The sequence below is a fragment of the Brevibacillus sp. LEMMJ03 genome, assembly GCF_007197875.1.
Classification (GTDB): domain Bacteria; phylum Bacillota; class Bacilli; order Brevibacillales; family Brevibacillaceae; genus Brevibacillus; species Brevibacillus thermoruber.
The window spans coordinates 1-14390 of the sequence record NZ_VKJN01000016.1 but is presented as its reverse complement, the minus strand read 5'-3'; the positions used below and the strand labels follow the sequence as shown (position 1 = coordinate 14390).

The 14390-nt window shown below is 57.4% G+C and carries 19 protein-coding genes and 2 pseudogenes; 14 read left to right on the top strand and 7 right to left on the bottom strand.

Going from position 1 to position 14390, the window contains the following annotated elements; all coding sequences use genetic code 11:
- The first annotated feature begins 1 nt into the window (after nt 1).
- Nucleotides 2-151: a 50S ribosomal protein L33 gene (rpmG, locus tag FOI68_RS18095; protein WP_029100928.1), complete on the top strand. Its 150-nt coding sequence runs from the start codon at nt 2-4 to the stop codon at nt 149-151.
- Nucleotides 152-219: 68 nt separating this feature from the next.
- Here the strand turns inward: rpmG and FOI68_RS18090 are convergent, their stop codons facing one another.
- The gene (locus FOI68_RS18090; RefSeq protein WP_143863952.1) at nt 220-1386 is read right to left on the bottom strand and encodes a cation:proton antiporter; all 1167 of its coding nucleotides are present in this window, start codon (nt 1384-1386) and stop codon (nt 220-222) included.
- 331 nt (nt 1387-1717) lie between these two features.
- Between FOI68_RS18090 and FOI68_RS23600 the strand changes: the two are divergent.
- Together FOI68_RS23600 and FOI68_RS24280 are read left to right on the top strand one after the other, a co-directional pair.
- Nucleotides 1718-1858 (top strand): annotated as a pseudogene (locus tag FOI68_RS23600) (ANT(4')-I family aminoglycoside nucleotidyltransferase); the annotation flags it as partial.
- Nucleotides 1859-2414: 556 nt separating this feature from the next.
- The gene (locus FOI68_RS24280; protein WP_143863980.1) at nt 2415-2612 is read left to right on the top strand and encodes an IS3 family transposase; all 198 of its coding nucleotides are present in this window, start codon (nt 2415-2417) and stop codon (nt 2610-2612) included.
- A gap of 11 nt (nt 2613-2623) precedes the next feature.
- On the opposite strand, the gene FOI68_RS18080 is transcribed toward FOI68_RS24280, so the two are convergent.
- Nucleotides 2624-3355, bottom strand: coding sequence for a DUF6060 domain-containing protein (locus FOI68_RS18080; protein WP_052660370.1), 732 nt, complete (start codon nt 3353-3355; stop codon nt 2624-2626).
- A gap of 77 nt (nt 3356-3432) precedes the next feature.
- Entirely contained in the window at nt 3433-3882 is a 450-nt protein-coding gene (locus FOI68_RS18075; RefSeq protein WP_143863951.1) for a hypothetical protein, read from the bottom strand.
- Between the two features lie 270 nt (nt 3883-4152).
- Between FOI68_RS18075 and FOI68_RS24275 the strand changes: the two genes are divergently transcribed.
- The 3 genes and pseudogenes from FOI68_RS24275 (at nt 4153) to FOI68_RS24070 (ending at nt 5177) form a co-directional block, all read left to right on the top strand.
- Nucleotides 4153-4341 carry a kanamycin nucleotidyltransferase C-terminal domain-containing protein gene (locus tag FOI68_RS24275; protein ID WP_370512149.1) on the top strand — a complete coding sequence of 63 codons (189 nt, stop codon included), beginning with the start codon at nt 4153-4155 and terminating at the stop codon, nt 4339-4341.
- 101 nt (nt 4342-4442) lie between these two features.
- Nucleotides 4443-4766, top strand: a pseudogene (locus tag FOI68_RS24075) (DUF2500 domain-containing protein); the annotation flags it as partial.
- 60 nt (nt 4767-4826) lie between these two features.
- Nucleotides 4827-5177: a cupin domain-containing protein gene (locus tag FOI68_RS24070; RefSeq protein WP_176703384.1), complete on the top strand. Its 351-nt coding sequence runs from the start codon at nt 4827-4829 to the stop codon at nt 5175-5177.
- Between the two features lie 143 nt (nt 5178-5320).
- Here the strand turns inward: FOI68_RS24070 and FOI68_RS24065 are convergent, their stop codons facing one another.
- The 3 genes from FOI68_RS24065 to FOI68_RS18055 form a co-directional block, all read right to left on the bottom strand.
- Nucleotides 5321-5455, bottom strand: a complete 135-nt coding sequence (locus FOI68_RS24065) for a hypothetical protein (protein WP_255309806.1) — start codon at nt 5453-5455, stop codon at nt 5321-5323.
- Nucleotides 5456-5493: 38 nt separating this feature from the next.
- Nucleotides 5494-5775, bottom strand: coding sequence for a hypothetical protein (locus tag FOI68_RS18060; RefSeq protein WP_044900020.1), 282 nt, complete (start codon nt 5773-5775; stop codon nt 5494-5496).
- Nucleotides 5776-5994: 219 nt separating this feature from the next.
- Entirely contained in the window at nt 5995-6408 is a 414-nt protein-coding gene (locus tag FOI68_RS18055) for an Lrp/AsnC family transcriptional regulator (RefSeq protein ID WP_029100933.1), read from the bottom strand.
- Between the two features lie 118 nt (nt 6409-6526).
- Here FOI68_RS18055 and FOI68_RS18050 point away from each other — a divergent pair, with 118 nt between their 5' ends.
- The 8 genes from FOI68_RS18050 (at nt 6527) to FOI68_RS18015 (ending at nt 13600) form a co-directional block, all read left to right on the top strand.
- Nucleotides 6527-7282 carry an MBL fold metallo-hydrolase gene (locus FOI68_RS18050; protein ID WP_143863948.1) on the top strand — a complete coding sequence of 252 codons (756 nt, stop codon included), beginning with the start codon at nt 6527-6529 and terminating at the stop codon, nt 7280-7282.
- A gap of 178 nt (nt 7283-7460) precedes the next feature.
- Nucleotides 7461-8744: a S8 family peptidase gene (locus FOI68_RS18045; protein WP_143863947.1), complete on the top strand. Its 1284-nt coding sequence runs from the start codon at nt 7461-7463 to the stop codon at nt 8742-8744.
- A gap of 272 nt (nt 8745-9016) precedes the next feature.
- Nucleotides 9017-9613 carry a winged helix-turn-helix domain-containing protein gene (locus FOI68_RS18040; protein WP_143863946.1) on the top strand — a complete coding sequence of 199 codons (597 nt, stop codon included), beginning with the start codon at nt 9017-9019 and terminating at the stop codon, nt 9611-9613.
- Nucleotides 9610-9852: a hypothetical protein gene (locus tag FOI68_RS18035; protein ID WP_029100937.1), complete on the top strand. Its 243-nt coding sequence runs from the start codon at nt 9610-9612 to the stop codon at nt 9850-9852. Before FOI68_RS18040 ends, FOI68_RS18035 begins: the two co-directional genes overlap by 4 nt.
- 94 nt (nt 9853-9946) lie before the next feature.
- Complete coding sequence (gene clpP / locus FOI68_RS18030) at nt 9947-10528, top strand: ATP-dependent Clp endopeptidase proteolytic subunit ClpP (protein WP_029100938.1); 582 nt, start codon at nt 9947-9949, stop codon at nt 10526-10528.
- Between the two features lie 16 nt (nt 10529-10544).
- Nucleotides 10545-11363, top strand: coding sequence for an NAD-dependent epimerase/dehydratase family protein (locus FOI68_RS18025; protein WP_143863945.1), 819 nt, complete (start codon nt 10545-10547; stop codon nt 11361-11363).
- A 99-nt stretch (nt 11364-11462) separates the two neighbouring features.
- Nucleotides 11463-13151, top strand: a complete 1689-nt coding sequence (locus FOI68_RS18020) for a methyl-accepting chemotaxis protein (RefSeq protein WP_185973978.1) — start codon at nt 11463-11465, stop codon at nt 13149-13151.
- A gap of 92 nt (nt 13152-13243) precedes the next feature.
- Nucleotides 13244-13600 (top strand): cupin domain-containing protein, encoded by a 357-nt coding sequence (locus FOI68_RS18015; protein ID WP_065068286.1) that lies wholly within the window; start codon nt 13244-13246, stop codon nt 13598-13600.
- Between the two features lie 29 nt (nt 13601-13629).
- Here FOI68_RS18015 and FOI68_RS18010 read toward each other — a convergent pair whose 3' ends face one another.
- Nucleotides 13630-14178 carry a hypothetical protein gene (locus tag FOI68_RS18010; RefSeq protein WP_044900012.1) on the bottom strand — a complete coding sequence of 183 codons (549 nt, stop codon included), beginning with the start codon at nt 14176-14178 and terminating at the stop codon, nt 13630-13632.
- Nucleotides 14179-14390: the final 212 nt, after the last annotated feature.

Sequence of the window (14390 nt, the reverse complement as noted above, 5' to 3'; positions counted from 1 at the left end):
AATGCGCGTAACGGTGACGCTGCAGTGCACGGAGACGGGAGATCGCAACTACATCACGACGAAAAACAAGAAAAACACCCCGGAGCGGCTGGAACTGATGAAGTATTCGCCGCGGCTGAAGCGGCGGACGCTGCACCGGGAAACGAAGTAGAACGAACCACGTCATCGACTGTCAAAAAAAAAACGGCCGGGACCGCTGTCCCGGCAGCCGGCGGCGGATTACGCTTCCTGTTTCAACACGGGGCGTTCCGCCTCTTTCTTTTGTTGGGCGAAAAACAGCTTCATCAGCGGCGGCGTCACCAGTGTCGTCACCAGAACGACGACGACGACGGCGGCAAACATGTCCTCGGTCAGCAGCCGGGTATCCAGTCCGATGGAGGCGATGATCAGCGCCACTTCCCCGCGGGACACCATCGCCGCGCCGATGCCCAGGGAGCTGCCCCAGGTAAAACCGGACAGCTTCGCACCGAGCGCGCCGCCGACCAGTTTGGTCAGGATCGCCAGGATGCTGAGGCCCACAATCAGGCCGAGATGTTCGCCAATGCCCGCAAACGACGCCGTGACCCCGATGGAGGTGAAGAACACCGGCACAAACACGGAATAGCTGAGCGTTTCCACCTTTTCACACACCTCGTGCTTGTACGGGGTCAGGCTGATGGCCACTCCGGCTATATAGGAGCCGATGATGGCGGCTACTCCCGCATAGTCGGCCAGGTAGGCGAACGTGAAACAGATGATCAGTCCGGCGGATACGACGGACTCGGTCACCTGCAGCGGAGCAAACCGCTTCAGCACCCAGGGCACCACTTTCCAGGAGAGCAGCAGGGCGACGGCGAAGAACACCGCTTTTTTCACGATCACCATGCCGAGATTGACATCACCGCCGGCAAAGCTCATCACAAAAGCCAGGGCGAGGATGACCAGCACGTCGTCGATGACCGCCGCGCCTAGGATGGTTGCCCCTTCTTTTGACTTCAGCCTGCCCAGCTCTTTGAGCGCCTGCACGGAAATGCTGACGCTGGTGGCGGAAAGCAGCAGGCCGAGAAAGACTGCTTCCATCGGAGACATGCCGATGGCGGTGCCCGCCAGATACCCCAGCGTCAACGGCGCCAGGATGCCGGCCACGCCGACGAACGTGGAGGCTTTTCCCGACCGCTTGAACTCGTCGAGATCGGTTTCCAGTCCCGCGATGAACATCAGCAGAATGACGCCAATCTGGCTGATTTCCTTGAGGATTTCCGTATCGGTTACCAACCCCAGCACCGTAGGGCCGAGCACGATGCCGATCAGCAGCTTGCCCAGTACGGAGGGCTGCCCCAAGCGGACGCTGATGTCCCCCGCAATCTTGGAAGCGAGCAGAATCAGCGCGAGTTGAAAGACAATCATGGACCACTCCCCCTTTGATCTGATGTGAAGGATGAGAATGAAAAAGGAGCCTGCCCCTCGGTTTCCCCTACCTTCTTAAAAAAGGCAATAGGAAACCTATGGTGACAGGCTCCTCCATTCATCCTACATATTCACGTTTACGCATATCCATCGTAACCGATTTTTCCTGAAAAGTCAATAAAGAATGACTGCGGCCTGTTCTGACTCGGCAGCCGGACGGGCAGCCTGTTCCGCAGGGGAAGAACATCCCCCGTTGATCCCGCGGCCCTCCTGTCTGTTCGTGTGCGGCTTTCCAGAAACGCTTCGTACCGAACAAAAGGAGTGAACCCCCATGAATGGACCAATGCCAATGACGAGAGAAGAGCGGGCGCGCCTGGCGCACGAGATCGCCGAACGGGCGCTGTCCGTCCACGGAGAGAACATCAAGGCGATCGGCATCTACGGCTCAGCGGCACGGGAAACGGACGGCCCGTCCCCTCGTGCACAGCAAACCAAATAGAACAAAAGAACAAGTAAGGAGGAAACACAGTCTAATCTGAGAAACAACTACGATACGCAATGCTCAAAAAATGACCAGGTGTTTCTTCGGCATTCTACGCGGTAACCAAGTGGAATTGGAATCAATATGGCAACATTGGCGAAATCGTTTCCCACAATACGACCTGACGTACATTTACGCAGTAATGTGAGCGGTCCAGCGCGAAGCACCAAACAAGAAATAGGTTACCGACTTCACGTCTCTCCCGTTTTCTTTATTTGTCAGTGATCCAAGACCAATCAACCATGAGAATATCGCCTTTCACGTATCTCCCCGAAATGACTTTGCCCTGGTAACCACAACACTCGGAAAATCAACGATCGGAATTTTGATCCACTCCAACCAAGGATTCTGTAAATGTCGAAACCGTAAAACAAGTGATTGGAACAACTCGGAATGGTAGGCAACCACTCTCGCAAAGGCAACTGCCTGGACAATGATTGCATCCAATCGTTCTTCTCGCATTTAAAAATTAAGATATTGTACATCGCTGATATATAAAACAATTGAAGAAGTCAATCAAGCGATTGACAAATACATTACGTTCTACAACATCAAACGGTTAGAAGCGACTTGGCGACCGCTCCCCGGTCGAATACGGGAAAGCGATCGCCGCATGAAGATCTTAAGGCATTTTAACATTGTCTACTTGACAGGGGTAAAGTCCAGAGCGAAAGCTATTTCATAGAACGATTCTCTTTAATAATCGGTGTAGACGAAGACATAGTAGCCATCAGCCTCACCGTTACTCGTCTTTTTCGGTGACAGTCCCCAGGCATTCTTACTAATTCCAAGGTATCCATCCCAGTTAGAATACTTCTTCAAAACACCAGAAGAGCGATTAAATCGAGGTTTGAAGCCAATGTATCCTGAGTCACCTTGGTTCAAGTTAAACTGATATGTGCTTTGGTCTGTAAGTTGATATTGCCATGTAAAAGAGGCTCCAGCTGCTATTGCGTCTTGCTCAATAGTTGCCGATGTACTGAAGGATGCACTTACTGTTGCTGTCACTGCTTTGGAAATGCTACAAGTTGGTGTCGTACACGTAATCCCTGAAGATACCTGTTGGATCGTACCGTACTCAGTGGACGTCAATGTTTCGGTATAGAGCCAATATTCACGATAATCAGCTGTTGGACTAATGATATCTAATTGAGATTTCCCATGGGTGTTACTACCTTGGTCTTTTGTTACGATCGGCTTTTGGGTGCTATCGAGATACTCACGTTTCGATACAGGAACAAGTTTATCTTTTTCCTTCTTGAACGGAATAATAAGCAGTCCACTAGATGGGTCAACAAAAGCATCTTTCTTGTTAAGAGTAACGAACCTATTGTTGGAGTCAGCTGCGGTTGCAGAGCCAGATAACGCGACCAATCCTAGAGTGAGGCACAGGCCTAGTGACATAAGTTTCTTAATTACCTTTTTCAAACGGAACTCCCCTATCTAGACATTTGGATTATACCAACATATATAAAATGCTATTTATTCCAAAATTAGTAAATAGATCATTCGATATAGTACAAAAGACCTTCATTCTTGTTGATGGTTGGTGAAACTGTTCCTTTATCCGTATTAATTGTTTTGTTTGGATCCTTTGTTGATCCGAGGTAGATGGTAAAACTTTTCTTCGTGAACGTACTTATAACAATTTTAATAACAGGTGTATTTTCTGTACTGGAATACTGAACTAACACAGGTTGATCGGCCCTATACCAAGCGTATTTCCCATTTTCTCTAGCGAGACTTGCAACCCCAAGCCCAGTTCCTTCGGATAATTTAATTTTGTAGATGATCAGCGATTCACCGTCTCTTTCTTCCCTCGCCAAAATGTCACTTACGGTTATACCTTCTTGTTGAACACCATATTGAATTGCATCATCTGGGGTATCAAACCAAATGAGCTCCTGATCATTTTTGTCAGAACATCCAACAACTAGTAGCAAAAAAATCAACATTGATATAAATCTCCGCATAAGTACCCCCCCTTTTATCACTGGGTTAACCAATATTTATAGTATAAGAAAAAATAGGGATTAATACCGGAAAAAGTTATTAAAGTGTGGCTCTCTTGCAGGAGTGAAAAAATTATGAATATATAGTTTACATCGTGCTCCGTTCGTTTGCAAGCACACTGGGAGACGATTGTAAAGCTGGGACGCATGAGCCGTTGAGGAGCCATCGACGCAGTATAGAACTTTGTGGATAAGGAATTGCTACGTAAAGAAATGCGCTTTGACGTAAGAAAAAATCGAAAATTAACAATATATCCAACCTTTACACGGTTGGTGATGGCCGGGGATTTATCGAAGCCCGACGCGATCCTGTGCGCCTGCGAAAGCTTCTGGGACGGGGGCATCGAGTGGGCCGTCCGAAACGGGTATGACTGCATGGAGAACAGGCGGATTCCCTTCTGAATCGCGGGAATGATCGAAACATTTGCTTCCCCCCGGCGTATAACAGGGTAGCGTGATGGACAGGAGGGAAGAGCGTGTTTTTCGATGCGAGTTATCCCGGCATGCTGGGAGAACCCTGGTGGTTTACGCTGGCGCCCGGCTTGATCTTTGGGGTGATCATTGTGGTAATGGGGACGGCTCTGGTCAGAGGCGTGGGCACGTGGATGTCCAACAACACCGCGCCGATCCGCAGCGTTCCGGCCAGGGTGTTGGGGAAGCGGACGAATACGTGGGGAGGCGCCGGGGATTCAAGCGTTCATACTTCGTATTACGTGGCGTTTGAACTGGACAGCGGGGAACGGCTGGAGTTTCGCGTAAACGGGCCGGAGTACGGGCTGATTGCCCAAAACGAAGACGGCATCCTCACGTATCAGGGCACGCGGTTCAAAGGATTTCAGCCCCAGTCCCGTCCGAAGGCGACCCCCCGTCTCGGGCGGTCGGACGGCATGCCGCTGGGGAAAATCTCCAAGGAGAGCGCGGAGCACTACGTCTGGGGGGAGCGCTGTGACGGCTGGCATCTGGTCAAGGGGAGCGACCTGAGCGTCATCCACGAACGGATGCCGGCGGGAACGGCGGAAGTCCGTCATTACCACGAGCGGTCGCGGCAGTTTTTCTTTGTGCTGTCCGGGACAGCAGTGCTGGAAGTGGACGGCGTCTCGTGGGAGCTGCATCCCCACGAAGGCATGGAAGTGCCGCCGGGCGTGCCGCACCAGATGAAAAATGAAAGCGGGGCGGAGACGGAATTTCTCGTCATCTCCCAGCCGACGTCGCGAGGAGACCGCGTGCAGGCGGATTGACTGCGTGCGGAACATGGGAACCGGCCGGCATCGATCACGCGTGCCGCCAGCGCACGGAAGACCTGCACCCGTTTACCGCGACAGCAAGAAAAACCCTGGCCGATTACCGTTCGGCCAGGGTTTTGTCATGCACGTTGCACTTGTCACTTCCACGGCAGGTACTCGGACATCTGCGCAAACGCGTCCGCCAGCGCGTGGAGGCTCTCCGCGGTCTGATAGGCAAACAGCGGCAGACTGAAGCAAACCAACAGAGCTTCTCCGATGTACTTGGCGATCATGCCCCGTCACGCTCCTTTTTCCATTCTGATTCTTCTGATCAGAGCGAAAAGCGGAGTGCGGAAGCATCCGAGTCGCCGTCTTCGCGCTGTACGCGCCGATGCAGCCGGATGCGCTGCGGCTGCCTTGCCGCCATCGGATACGTCTCGACCAAGCAAGGATTAATGGAAGGTTCGTAGCTGTCGTCTTGGCGCCAGCCAATGGTCACGGTCTGCGGGCCCTGCAAACGCCGTATGTACAGGACGGACGGGAAGCATCCCGCAAACAGGGCAAGCAAGGCGAAGAAATCATCCAGCGAAAGCAGCAAAAGCGCGTCTTCCATCGGCGATTTCCCCCCTTTCTTGACGTCTGCAAGAACCTGGGTTCTTGGTATCCCTCATTGTAAACCCGTTGGGCGGAAGAGGGCAACCGGTAATATTTTGTGGAGAGCGTTCCCGGTACCAAGCTGGAGTAAAGGCTCAGGCCGCACGCGATCGATGTCGCCATCGCCATGGGGATGATCGGTCGGTTCAGAAATGATCGGCTGTTGGGATGGACGTGCCTATTTCAGCCGGCCGATCGACAGGCTCAGCCGGTAGTTGCCGTACGCCAGGATGGCGTCCAACAGCGCGTTGAGGGCCGTCTGATCGGGGACGCGGACGAGCAGCGAATAACAGCCTTCCCCGCTGACGCGATGGGCTTCGACGATCTCGGGGCGCCTGCTGACGAAGCGTTCGAACCGTCCGTGATCCGTCGTTTTCATCAGGATCGTGACGATTGCGGTGAGGGAGGGGCCCAGTTTGGCGGGATCGACAACGGCCGTATATCCGCGAATGACGCCCATGTCCTCCATCCGCCGAATGCGATTGCCCACGGCCTGGCCGGTCAGATGCACCTGTTCGCCGATTTCTTTCCACGACAAGCGGGCGTTTTCGCGCAGCAGGGCGAGGATGCGCAGGTCGGTTTGATCCAGCATGAGGCAGACTCCTTTCAACCTGAAAGAGCAGAAGGATGAATCCTTTCACAGCGTCAACGATTACCCGATTATAATGGACTCACCTGTATCCATTATAAAGGCAAAGGAGCGAACCTGTATGGAAATCCAGCTTGTCCGACACGCCACGCTGCGCGTGACATACGCCAACCGGACGCTGCTTGTCGATCCGATGCTGAGCCGGGCGGGCGAACTCCCGGCCACTCCCGACACGCCCAACCAGCGGCCCAATCCGCTCGTGGATCTGCCCGTGACGGCGGAGCGCGTGATTGCCGGGATCGATGCCGTCCTGGTGACACACACCCATCGCGATCATTTTGACCAAGCGGCCGCCGAGGCGCTGCCCAAGGAGATCCCGGTTTTTTGCCAGCCGCAGGATCGGGATCGGCTGGCGGCATGCGGATTTTCGAATGTCACGCCGGTGGCGGATGAGAGCGTCTGGGAAGGGATGCGCCTCGTGCGGACGGGCGGCCGGCACGGCACCGGGGACATCGGTGCGAAGATGGGGCCTGTCTCCGGGTTTGTGCTGCGGGCGGAGGGGGAACCGTGCCTCTACCTGGCCGGCGACACGATCTGGTGCGAAGAGGTGGAGCGGGCCGCCGCCGTCCATCGGCCGGAAGTGGCGGTAGTATTTGCCGGAGCCGCCCAATTTGTAACCGGCGATCCCATCACCATGACCGCCGAGGACGTCGTTCGCCTGGCCGCCGCCTGCCCGTCCGCCCGGATCGTCGTCGCCCATATGGAAGCGTGGAACCACTGTCTGCTGAGCCGCGCCGAACTGCGCGCGCACCTGCGGGAGCGAAAGCTGGACGGCCGGGTGCTGGTGCCGGAAGACGGCGAAGCGATACGGTTTTGACAAAACACTCCCCTGAAGAGGGGAGTGTTTTGTTTTGGCTGACGGTTTTTCGGAGGGGACAGAACTTTTTGGAAGAAAAAGAAAAAATATCTAAAATTACTAATTGATATAAATTTTAGAATTGTTTATAATTGAGTCAGCAGTAAACCAAATTTATCCATTTAAAGGAGGTATTGGCATGAAGGGGCGCAGGAAGAAGTTGTTGGGAGGCATGGTGCTGTCAGCAGCATTGGTACTGTCCGTGTTTTCTGGAGGTGCGGGGGCTGTTGATGAGAGCAAGAGCACAAGTTCGGACAAGCTTCGGGTGCTGATTCAGCCGGAGAAGAGCGTCAAGTCGCTGAAAGCCAGCCTGAAGCAGCAGCTTGGAGAGCGGCACGACTTTGACGACCTGGGCTTTACCACCGAAGTGACGGAAGAAGAGCTGAAGCAGTTGACGGCGGACAAGTCCTTGAAAGTCACGCTGGTCAACACGCTGTCGATTGCCGAGTTCGAGGAGGAGGAGGGGCGCATCGAGGCATTGGCGACTCCTTCCGATCGAACGCCTTGGGGGATCGAAGCGATTTATCGGAATCCGTCGATCCAATCCACCAGCGGCGGCAAGGGGATTCGCGTAGCCGTCCTGGATACCGGCACCTATACCGCGCATCCTGATCTGTCCGCCAATGTGGAGCAGTGCTACAACTTCACCACGAGTTCGCCTGTCGTGAGCGGTTGCGCGGACGGCAACGGACATGGGACCCACGTAGCCGGCACCATCCTCGCCAACGGAGGAGGCGGCAGCGGGATTTGGGGCGTCGCTCCGGAAGCCAAGCTGTGGTCGTATAAAGTGCTGAGCGACGGAGGCAGCGGGTATGCGGATGACATCGCCTACGCGATCCGCTACGCCGCTGATCAGGGCGCCAGCAACGGGGTAAAAGTGGTGATTTCCATGTCGCTCGGCTCCTCCGTCAAGGATTCGTTGATTTCCAATGCCGTGACCTATGCCCAACAGCGAGGAGCGCTCGTGGTAGCGGCTGCCGGCAATTCCGGCCCTTCGGCCAATACGATCGGCTATCCGGGAGCGTTGAAGGACGCAGTAGCGGTCGCCGCTCTGGAAAATGTTCAGCAAAACGGAACGTACCGCGTGGCTGACTTCTCCTCCCGGGGGAACCCGGCAACGGCCGGCGATTACGTGATTCAGGAGCGGGACGTGGAAGTATCCGCGCCAGGACGGGCGGTCGAATCGACGTGGAACAACGGCGGGTACAATTCCATCAGCGGCACGTCCATGGCGACTCCGCATATCTCCGGGTTGGCAGCCAAAATCTGGGCATCGCATCCGACATGGAGCAATAACGATGTCCGTACCGAGCTGCAAAACCGCGCGAAAGCGAATGACATCCTGGGAGGCATCAGCGCTGCGGGAGGCGATGATATCGCTTCCGGCTTCGGATTCCCGACCGTCCAAGCGGGCGACCAATAAGTGGAGGAAAACATCTGCCTGATCTGATGCGGCGAAAGCCTGCACAGCATGGATCAACAGGCAGGGAGACCCCCGGCACAGCGCCAGTCCGTGCCGGGGGTTTTTTTGTTCAGCGGCCGATGTGTTCCGTGTTTCGAAACGGCTGATGCCGCGCGCTGCAGCGCCCGACAACGGGCGTTTTTTGTTTGGGGGCAATTCCACCATTTGACATTGGGGGCGCTGACGTAATAAAATGTTTTTACGTGAAGGAATCCTTTTCTGAGGTGTTCAATGTGGAACAGGAAGTGTTGGAAACATACGTGGTCGAGACGCCGGAGCAGGCGATCGCCCTGCTCAACCCGCTTCGCGCGGAAATCCTGAGCCGGCTTGCCGAGCCTGCCTCCGCCGCCGAGGTGGCCCGCGGCATCAACGAAATCCCGCAGCGGGTCAACTACCATCTCAAGGCGCTGGAAAAAGTGGGCCTGGTGCGCCGGGTCGGCACCCGCCATGTCCGCAATCTGGTCGAAGTGCTGTACCAGGCGATCGCGCGGACGTACGTCCTGTCGGAGACGCTGAACTGGCCGAAGGAAACGGTTCAGCGCATCAAGGACCAGGGCTCCTTGTCGCACCTGGTCACCATGGCGGAGCGGATCAAGCGGGACGCGCTGCTCTTGATGGAGCGGTCCGACCGGGATGAAGAGATTCCCAGCGCCACGCTGGACACCAGTATCCGGCTGGCCAGCCCGGAACAGCGGAGCGCCTTTGTCCGCGAATACGTGGAACTGGTCAACCGGCTGGTGGAGAAGTACCAGTCAGCGGACGGGGACGACAGCTACCAGGTGGTGCTGGCCGTCTACCCGCACCTTTCGCAAGGAGGAGAAGAAGCATGAGACCGCAGGAAAAACCGCAATCTGTCGTCGTGTGGGAAACGGGCGCCGGACGGAACGGCAGTGTCGTTTCCCTGCCCGCGTACAAAGCGGGGGAGGCAGGCAGGACCCGGGAGGCCACGGTCACCCGATGGACGGTGGGACCGGAAGAACGGCCGGCCACCGTGACCGTCGTCTCATCCGGCTTCGGCGGGGAAAAAGCAGCCGCGCCGCAAGCCGTCCACATGCGTTTGGCGGCATAGCGGAGGCTTGCCCGGTCCGCCTGGGGAAAACGCATCTGCCGTCTGTCGCCGCAGCCCATTGCCATCCATTCAAGTCCGTAAAGGAGGCATTCTGATGAATCTCGTACCGGTTGTCGTGGAACAGACGAGTTACGGAGAGAGATCGTATGACATTTACTCCCGTCTTTTGAAGGACCGGATCATTTTTCTCGGCAGCGCCATTGACGATCAAGTGGCGAACGCCGTCGTCGCCCAGATGCTGTTTCTCGCCGCGGAGGACCCGGACAAGGACATCCACCTCTACATCAACTCTCCGGGCGGTTCGATCACGGCCGGGATGGCCATCTTCGACACGATGCAGTTCATCAAGCCGGACGTTTCCACCATCTGCATCGGTCTGGCCGCTTCCATGGGCGCTCTGCTGCTGGTGGCCGGAGCCCCGGGCAAACGCTACGCCCTGCCCAACGCGGAGGTGATGATTCACCAGCCGTGGGGCGGCAGCCAGGGGCAGGCGAGCGACATCAAGATCCAGGCGGAGCGCATTTTGCAGCACCGCCGCATGCTGTACCGCATCATCGCCGAACGCACCGGACAGCCGCTGGAAAAAATCGAGCGCGACGCCGACCGCGACTTTTTCCTGTCTGCCGAAGAGGCCAAGGCGTACGGCCTGATCGACAAGGTCATCGAACGGCTGTAACGGAGGGGGAACCGGAATGAACGTGCTGGTGTTGGGCGGAACGCGGTTTATCGGTCCGCATGTGGTGCGGCAGTTGGTCGCGGCGGGACACGAGACGGCACTGTTTAACCGCGGCCAGTCCCGGCCGGACATTTCCCTGCCGCAGGGGGTCCGGATCATCCGGGGCGACAGGAGGCGGCTGGCTGACTACCGCGAATCGTTTCGGTCCTTTGCCCCCGATGTGGTGATCGACCTGTTTCCGTACACGGAAGCGGAAGCGCAGGCGGTCATGACGGTCTTTGACGGCATCGCCGGCCGGCTGGTGGCCGTCAGCAGTTGTGACGTGTACCGGGCGTTTGGACGGGTCAACGGGCTGGAGGACGGCCCGGTGGAAGAAGGGCCGATTCGCGAGGATTCGCCGCTTCGAACCAGGCTGTACCCTTATCGCGGCATCCGCGAAGACCTTCCCGATTACGAGAAAATTCTCGTCGAACGGGTCGTCACGGGCCATCCGCATCTGCCTGGAACGATGCTGCGCCTGCCGATGGTGTACGGACCGGGCGATTATCGGCATCGGCTGTACCCCTATCTCAAACGCATGCTGGACGGCCGGCGGAAGCGATACGCCGGACCGTCGCCTGGGAATCGGTCCATCCCCCGGCCGACGTGCCGCCGGGCATGTTTGACTACGCGGCAGAAGATGAGCTGCTGGCCAGGATGGGGATGCGGTAGAAACATGGAGAGCCTGCCATCTGCGCGGCACAGGTTATGTCCTGATCCAGGTCTGCCCGCATGGCTGATCGGCGCAGTCATGCGGGGAGCGAAGCCATCCCTCGCAGCCTTCCCCCGTGCGTGACGGTACGGGGGTTTTTGTCCGTCACAGGTTTGCGGGAACGGAATCGCGGGAAATAGACGTGGTGAAATGATTCGACATGATTCAACATGGGGTGACGTTGTGAGAATCAGGACAAAATTTGTGCTGGCTTTTGGATTGCTGCTGGCGATCATGATCGGCTCGGAATCGTACAGCTATGTTCAGGAGGGGCGCATCAAGGCGGCCTACGCCAAAATGCTGGGCGACGCGGAACTGTTGACGCATCTGCGGGAGATCCAGTTCGTCCTGACCGGACGAAACAACGACGAACGCGGCTACCTGTTGAGCCAGGACAATACATTTGCGGAGGAGATGCGGGAAAGGGCGCAGAAGCTGGACGCGCTTTTCGCGCAGGCAAAGGAGATGGCGGGCAGCCGCGAAGAGCTGCGTCGGCTGTTGGACCGCATGGAAGCGCTGTTCCGGACGTACCAGCGGGAAAGCGACAAGATGATGGAAGCGATCCGCTCCGGACAGCGGGAGGAGGCGGTTCGGCTTCACTTTGGCGAGGAACGGCAGGCGCGCAAGGAACTGGACCGCGTCGTCGAAGAACTGGTGACGCTGGTGCAGCAGGAGAAAGAGCAGGATGAGGTCCTGCTTGCCCGGCAGGCGCGGACGGCGGAGTCGGTACGGCTGTTCGTGGCGATGACGGCCGTGCTGCTTGCCGTGCTGATCGGCGGGTACCTGGTCCGCTCCATCGTGATCCCGCTCAACCGGGTAAACGCTCAGTTGAGGGCCATCGCGGAGGGAGAGGGCGATCTTACCCGCGAGCTGACCGTTGCGTCCAGGGACGAGATCGGCATGCTGGGGCAGTCGTTTAACCGGATGCTGCGCAATCTGCGGGAGATCATCCTCCAGGTGCGCAGCCACGCCGAACAGGTGGCGGCTTCGGCGGAAGAGTTGAACGCCAGCTCCGAACAAACCAGCCAGGCCGCGAAGCAAATCGCCGAGACGGTTCAGGGAGTGGTACTGGGAACGGACAAGCAGGTGCAGGGCGTGGAAGAAGGCTCTCGCGAGGTGCAGGAGATGGCTGCCGGCATCAGACAGATTTCCAGCCGCGCGGAGCGTGTGACGGCAGCGGCCGTCGATACGTCTGAACTGGCCACCAACGGCAACCGCACCATCCAGGAGGCTGTTGCCCGCATGAACGGGATGAGCGAAACCATCGACCATTTGTCCCGCCTGGTGCGAGGGCTGGGAGAGCGCTCCCGGCAGATCGGTCAGATCGTCGACGCGATCACGGACATCGCCGGCCAAACCAACCTGTTGGCCCTGAATGCGGCGATCGAAGCGGCGCGGGCAGGAGAACACGGACGAGGGTTTGCGGTTGTGGCCGATGAGGTGAGGAAACTGGCGGAACAGGCGTCCGCATCGGCCGGACAAATCACGCAGCTCGTCGGGATGATCCAAAGCGAGATCGAAGAGGCGGTTGTCTCCATGCAGCGGGGAACGGAAGAAGTCGCGGCCGGCATGGCCGGCGTGTCGGAAGCGGGAGAAGCGTTCGCCCGCATACGCGCGGCTGTTCTTGACGTGACGGGACAAATCCAGGAGGTTTCGGCGGCTTCCCGTTCGCTGACCGCCAGTACGGAGAAGGTGGCGCAGGCGATGCGGGAAATCGCCGGCGTCACCGAAACGACCGCCGCCCGGACCCTGGACGTGTCGGCGGCGACCGAGGAGCAGTTGGCGTCCATGGAGGAGATTCACGCTTCGGCCGCTTCGCTGGCCGGTCTGGCGGAGGAACTGGAGAAGCTGATGGGCCGGTTCAAGGTATAGCGCTGCGTCAGAAAGCCGCAGGCGTGGCGGCTCTGGGCGCAGCCGAAAAAAACGGGCATCCTGGATGCCGGGAAGCCAAAGGAGGGCATGCGATGAAACTGTTTCGATTTGATCAAGGCGTCGGACGGACGATTGATCGTTACGGGTCGGTCCATGCCGCGATTTCCCGGATATTGCGTACGCCGGGAGCGGTGTCGATCGGCTGTATCCATCTGGGGCCGGGCGGTGTGCTCGGTTATCATCCGGCCGTCGTCCACCAGCTCTTTCTCGTCGTCCAGGGCGAGGGCTGGGTGCGCGGCGAAGAGGAGAGCCGCACGCCCATCCGCGCCGGCCAGGCAGCCTTCTGGACGGCGGGAGAAGGGCACGAGTCGGGCAGCGACAGCGGCTTGGTCGCCATTGTCATCGAAGGAGAAGGGCTGGACCCGGACGCGTTTATGACCGCCATGTAGCATTGTTTTCGGCCGCCCTGCGGCCTGAATCAGAGGTGTGTCGCAAGGGGGCGCTCCAGCCGCACTTCCACTTTGCTTCCCTTTACTTCCACGTACCCGTTCGGGAGAAGAATCCGGCGGTTCACTTTTTGCCTGATCAGCTCCTGGATGGACGAGACCGCTTGGGCGGACGGGGCGAACGCATTCACGGCCTCATAGACGGTCTGCACGCTTTGGGGGTAGCCGATTTCGGCCGACAGAAACACGGTCGCGCGCTGCTCCTCGAATTGAACATACCCCGAGACCGCCTTGTCCTTGGAAAAGAGAATGCGGTTATCCCTGTAATCCAGGTCAAAATCGGAAGCGAGCATGAATTGCTGGAAGGGAGACGGAGTGAGACGCAGCAGTGTCTGCACGTCATCTCCGCCCCCGAGCAAGAGCGTCCCGATCAGCAGCGCCTTTCCGCTGATCAGGCCGGCGAAATACCGTTTTCGCAGCGCCTTTTTCGCTTTTTTGAACAAGGCGCGGGCGGAGAAGACGATCAAGCCGACTGCGATCAACAGCAGGACCATGGATGTAGTGTCTTGTGGCAGAAACATGAACGACCTCTCCCTGTTTTTTGATTCAGCAAAACATACGTTCCTATTTTACCGGGTTTGCGATGCCATTGGAATACCGTCATGCGCGGCATGCGAAATGAAAAAAGGGACCGCCCCTTCGTCCCGTGGTCATATCCCCGTCAAGTAGACAGTAAAAAAAGAGGAATCACCTAAGCGGCGATCGCTTCTCGATATTCAACCGGGGAGAGGTC

Excerpts from the sequence above, each read along its gene's own strand:
- FOI68_RS18035 (WP_029100937.1), top strand. The coding sequence starts at position 9,610 with ATGAGACCGCAGGAAAAACCGCAATCTGTCGTCGTGTGGGAAACGGGC.
- FOI68_RS24070 (WP_176703384.1), top strand. The coding sequence starts at position 4,827 with ATGCCGCTGGGGAAAATCTCCAAGGAGAGCGCGGAGCACTACGTCTGG.
- FOI68_RS18025 (WP_143863945.1), top strand. The coding sequence starts at position 10,545 with ATGAACGTGCTGGTGTTGGGCGGAACGCGGTTTATCGGTCCGCATGTG.
- FOI68_RS18060 (WP_044900020.1), bottom strand. The coding sequence starts at position 5,775 with ATGGAAGACGCGCTTTTGCTGCTTTCGCTGGATGATTTCTTCGCCTTG.
- clpP (WP_029100938.1), top strand. The coding sequence starts at position 9,947 with ATGAATCTCGTACCGGTTGTCGTGGAACAGACGAGTTACGGAGAGAGA.
- FOI68_RS24065 (WP_255309806.1), bottom strand. The coding sequence starts at position 5,455 with ATGATCGCCAAGTACATCGGAGAAGCTCTGTTGGTTTGCTTCAGTCTG.
- FOI68_RS18045 (WP_143863947.1), top strand. The coding sequence starts at position 7,461 with ATGAAGGGGCGCAGGAAGAAGTTGTTGGGAGGCATGGTGCTGTCAGCA.
- FOI68_RS18050 (WP_143863948.1), top strand. The coding sequence starts at position 6,527 with ATGGAAATCCAGCTTGTCCGACACGCCACGCTGCGCGTGACATACGCC.
- FOI68_RS18090 (WP_143863952.1), bottom strand. The coding sequence starts at position 1,386 with ATGATTGTCTTTCAACTCGCGCTGATTCTGCTCGCTTCCAAGATTGCG.
- rpmG (WP_029100928.1), top strand. The coding sequence starts at position 2 with ATGCGCGTAACGGTGACGCTGCAGTGCACGGAGACGGGAGATCGCAAC.
- FOI68_RS18010 (WP_044900012.1), bottom strand. The coding sequence starts at position 14,178 with ATGTTTCTGCCACAAGACACTACATCCATGGTCCTGCTGTTGATCGCA.
- FOI68_RS18075 (WP_143863951.1), bottom strand. The coding sequence starts at position 3,882 with ATGTTGATTTTTTTGCTACTAGTTGTTGGATGTTCTGACAAAAATGAT.
- FOI68_RS24275 (WP_370512149.1), top strand. The coding sequence starts at position 4,153 with ATGCGCTTTGACGTAAGAAAAAATCGAAAATTAACAATATATCCAACC.
- FOI68_RS18015 (WP_065068286.1), top strand. The coding sequence starts at position 13,244 with ATGAAACTGTTTCGATTTGATCAAGGCGTCGGACGGACGATTGATCGT.
- FOI68_RS18055 (WP_029100933.1), bottom strand. The coding sequence starts at position 6,408 with ATGCTGGATCAAACCGACCTGCGCATCCTCGCCCTGCTGCGCGAAAAC.